Source organism: Dysgonomonas reticulitermitis (assembly GCF_054601275.1).
In genome coordinates, this window is the sequence record NZ_BAAHWU010000094.1 from 1 (window position 1) to 4,515 (window position 4,515).

Below are 4,515 nucleotides of genomic sequence, written 5' to 3' on the forward strand. Positions count from 1 at the left end.
AGTAAGAACAGGAAGATTTGATGTTTAATAAAAATATAAAAACAGATCATATGTACCAGGTAAAATTCGTACCCGTTTCGATGCGGCAAAAAGGTTTCCGCTTCTATATAGAAGCCGATATGCTTTTTATCTGCCGCCGTGTGGGAGAAGACGCTTCCCACATGTTCGTACCAGTCCTTAGCGACGGAACCCACCGGCTGGAGCTGCCGATGGTGCTGGTTGCCGGTAAGAAACGTTACCGGGCCTTCAGGCGTACGGTATCGGGCATCTTCGGGCTTTCCGTTTTCCGGGGGTATCGAATACGGAAAATCCTCCAGGCGGCCGGCCCTTCACGGATTACTTACCCGTACCGTGTGTGCCTGGACTACGAGGATTGGATGCCAGGCGCCGAGGTCAATATTCTTTTCTTTAATTAATTCCTTAAAAGCCTAAAATATCAGATAAAAATGTTTAAACCGATTACATTACTGCTACTATTACTTAGTATCGCTTTTACCGCGAACCTGCACGGCCAGGACATCAGCAGCGCGGCTGCGGCGCCCCTCAGGGCAAAGCTGCCCGGTTTGGCCGTCAAAACTAATTTGTTGTACGATGCGACCACCACTTTCAATCTGGGCGGGGAGTTCCGCCTGTCGGATTACCTGACCCTGGATGTGCCGGTCAGTTACAATCCCTGGACTTTTCCGGAGAATCGCAAGTTCAAACATTTTCTGGTACAGCCCGAATTACGCTACTGGCTCAATGAGCCTTTCAACGGCCACTTCCTGGGGGCGCACCTGCTTTACAGCCATTTTAACATCGGCAACCTGCCTTTCGGGTCATTACGCGACAACCGTTACCAGGGCGACGCCTACGGCTTAGGCTTCTCCTATGGTTACCAGTGGCTATTGTCTTCCCGCTGGAACCTGGAAGCCACCTTAGGCCTGGGGTATGTGTACCTTGACTACAGCCGCTATGAATGCAGGGCCTGCGGCCGTAAGACAGGAGAAGGCCCGACAAACTATTTCGGGGCGACCAAAGCGGGTATCTCCCTGATATACATCATCAAATAACCTACATCGGCAAACCCGGAAACAAGAAACAAATATAAATTTATGAAACAAATTATTTTTGTATACCTTTTTTTATTTTTAAGCCTGCCGGTATTCAGCCAGGGCATTGTCCATATTGAAATCCAGGACTTTAAGGAAGAAAACGACAGTTTGAGCGTCAGTTACCGGGCACGCGTAAGCCCCGGCGCCATAGAAACAAGCCAGAGCCTGCGTTTCTATCCGGTGGTACAGGCCGGCGATCAGGCCCGTATTTTGCCGGGCGTTACCATCCTGGGCAAAAACAGGGAAAAGGTTCTGTCCCGTTTCGATAAGGGCGGTACGGGCGATTTTATCCCCGCCGGTAGTATCAAGGAGGAGGCTTTACTGAATTACAATGTAAAAACGCCTTACGCCCAGTGGATGGATTCCGCGTGCCTGGTACTGCATCAGGAAATCACGGGTTACCGGAACAAAAGCACCCTGACCACTTACCGTTTCGATAATAATGCCGGGCTTGCAGGCCGTGTACATCCGGCCGTCGCTTTTATGATTCCTCAAAGGGAAGAAATAAAACATCGCGGGCGCCAGGTTAAAGCGTATTGGGATTTCCAGGATGGTGAAGCTTATTTTACTTTCCAGCAGGGGCGTGCGGCACTCCTTCCCGATTTTCGCCGTAACGCCGAAGCGCTGGCCGCGATCGACGAAGTCATCCGCGATGTGGCCAATAATCCCGACGCTGCCCTGCAAAGCATATATATCATAAGCTATGCTTCACCCGAGGGTTCTTACACTACCAATGACCGCCTGGCCAAAGAGCGGGCGCAGGCGCTCGTGGAATACATCCGCGGCAGGTTCAACCTTAACGGGGGCTTGTTCAGGGTGAGTTCCGTCGCCGAAGACTGGGAGGGGCTGGCTGAACATGTCAGGGCCGGCGACATGCCGCAGAAAGACAGGATACTGGAAATCATATCCTCTGTCGGTATCCATGACGGGCGCGAAGCCCAACTGATGCTCCTCGACAAGGGCGACTCTTACCGGTCGATGCTTAAGGAAGTGTTTCCCCGGCTCAGGCGCGTGGAATGTCTGGTCGATTACATTGTCAGGGAATACGACCTCAGGCAATCCGCCATCATGCTCGATAAGCGCCCCGGCGACCTCTCGCAGCTCGAACTCTATAACCTGGCCCTGAGTTATGGCGCAGGCAGCACAGAATACAACCGCATATTGCTGGAAGTCATTCCCAAAAATTTCCCGGAAGACGCCACAGCCAACTCTAACGCGGCCGCTGTCCTGATCCGGAACGGCGAACCGGCCGCCGCCATGCCTTACCTTGAAAAAGCAGGGGACAGCGGCTCCGCGCAGAATAACAAGGGCGTTATCGCCCTGCTGAGCGAAGATATGGAAAAAGCCGAAGCCTGTTTCACAAAGGCTTACAGCCTGGGTTGTGAAGAGGCTGCCGCCAACCTGAAAAAACTACAGGCTAAACGGAAGTACCATCAAAACAGGAAATAAAGAAATAAACAGGAAAACAAATTAAACAGTAGAAAAACAATTGATAAAATTATATCAATAATTAACCCAAGTTTTTAAATTAAAATTTTTAAAAAATGAAAACAAAATTCAAGTATTTAGCATTAATGGTCTCTGTAGCCCTGTTAGCAGGCTTCAGCAGTTGTTCGAACGACGACGTTCCCGCAGAGAACGCCGGCGGCACAAAAAACCTTTTCTTAAAGATCAGCAGCGCTCCGGCTACTAAAGCCGAAGGCGCTGTTCAGGCAGCGGCGCCCGTTGTATTCAACGACGGAGTATTATATTTTACTTCTAGTGGCAATATCGAAGCGCAGTACACCATTTCTAGTGCGCCGACTAGCGGCTCCAATATCAACATCACCACCCTGACCGGCGCTGGAGAAACCATAGAAAACCTTCCGAACTCTGTAGATCATGTCTATGTAGTGGGTAACGTTCCTACAACGGTGTCACTTCCGGCGTCGGGTAGTATTTTGGCGGTACAACAGGCTGTACTTGTTGTAGCAACACAAGGGACTATCAGCAATGTAAGCCTGTACGGGGATGATGCCACTTCCCTCCTCACAGCCGGAGGGGGCGCCAGCGGAAATGATCTTTACGAAGCTAATATCACTCTGGCTCCAGTTGTAGCCCGTATCGAATTGGCCGATATCACATCGTCCGGCGATATCGTCAGCTACAAAGTAGCCGGTATCTTTGTGGATAACTATTATTCCCAGGGCGAAGTAGACGGCCTCGTAGCCGCCACAAACCTTGTAAATAACGGAATGGACCCAACCAAATTCAGTGACGGCACATCCGAATATCCGACTGCCCTTAAACCGTCTATCTATGACTGGTATCCGACTGCACTAACTCCATCGAGTAACGTGGTTGCACCTGCAACAGCGGGACAAGTATGGGGGTATAACGTATTCGCGGCTGCGGCCGGAAGCTCTGTTCCGCGTATCATCATACGCCTGGAAGACGTTATGTTGAGCTCCGGAGCGCCAACTAGCGGCTCTACCCAGTTTATCACAATCAGCGGATATAAAGACGCCTCGAGCGTGGCTTTGACCAGCTTCGAAGCCGGCAAAGTATATACCCTCTCGGCAGGTACGCTGATATTTGACGAGAATGATATCGATCCCGTACCGAACAGCAACCTGATAGATGTAAAGGTTACAGTGACACTGACTAACTGGACAGTTGTTCCCGTAACTCCTGTAATATAATTCAGCTTATCCAATCCGGCGGAGAAGTTTTCCCTGCTTCGCCGGATTTTTTATTCTATTTTAAAAAAAACTAAAGAGAGACTACCTATGAAATTCTATCATATAAGCCTGTTGCTGTTTTTCGTTTATGTGCTGGCCGGATGTATCGACGAGGATCTGGATTACTGCCCTGAAATCACGGAAAACAACCTGATCCTGAAGTTCGTCCACACGGACGGCGCGGGCGCGGATATTTTTCCCGGTAACATACACAGGACCGAAGTCTTTGTGTTCGACGTAAACGGTTACTTTGTACAACATCAAAGCGTGGAAAAAGAAGCCCTGTCCGTCTTCGCGGGAACAGAATTAAACCTGGCCGCCGGTACCTACCGCATTGTATGCTGGGGCAACGCTTATGATAAAACAACACTGGATAACCTGTCCGCAGGAAGCCTGTTCAGCGACGCGTTTGCCGGGTTCGGCATTCCGGACGCGAGCGGCATAGCTACGGGTGGAGATCCCCTGTATTATGCTCCCCGGGCGTTATCCCCTTCCCAATCTTTTATCGTAACCGTACCTGAACAGGGTGTTGAAACAGCGGTTGTCGATTTTTGCAGCGCCCATATTAAAATAGAAATATATATCAAAGGCTTCGGGGATATATCAGATCAGGGCGAGCCCTTGCTTCCCCTGGTGGAACTGACGGACCTGTCCGCCGGTTATGATTTTGACATGCAGGCTTCCGCGCCTGTCATTTCTTA

5 protein-coding genes are annotated in these 4,515 nt (G+C 50.3%); all 5 read left to right on the forward strand.

Annotated features, from left to right (window positions below):
- Positions 1 to 50 precede the first annotated feature (50 nt).
- Positions 51 to 416: a hypothetical protein gene (locus tag ACYPZI_RS15545; protein ID WP_459603227.1), complete on the forward strand. Its 366-nt coding sequence runs from the start codon at positions 51 to 53 to the stop codon at positions 414 to 416.
- Between the two features lie 30 nt (positions 417 to 446).
- Entirely contained in the window at positions 447 to 1,052 is a 606-nt protein-coding gene (locus ACYPZI_RS15550; RefSeq protein ID WP_459603229.1) for a DUF3575 domain-containing protein, read from the forward strand.
- A 42-nt stretch (positions 1,053 to 1,094) separates the two neighbouring features.
- On the forward strand, positions 1,095 to 2,543 hold the full coding sequence (locus ACYPZI_RS15555; RefSeq protein WP_459603231.1) for a hypothetical protein: 1,449 nt from the start codon (positions 1,095 to 1,097) through the stop codon (positions 2,541 to 2,543).
- A 95-nt stretch (positions 2,544 to 2,638) separates the two neighbouring features.
- Positions 2,639 to 3,775, forward strand: coding sequence for a hypothetical protein (locus ACYPZI_RS15560; RefSeq protein ID WP_459603233.1), 1,137 nt, complete (start codon positions 2,639 to 2,641; stop codon positions 3,773 to 3,775).
- Between the two features lie 87 nt (positions 3,776 to 3,862).
- The coding region (locus ACYPZI_RS15565; protein WP_459603235.1) for a FimB/Mfa2 family fimbrial subunit at positions 3,863 to 4,515 on the forward strand (653 nt) is incomplete at its 3' end.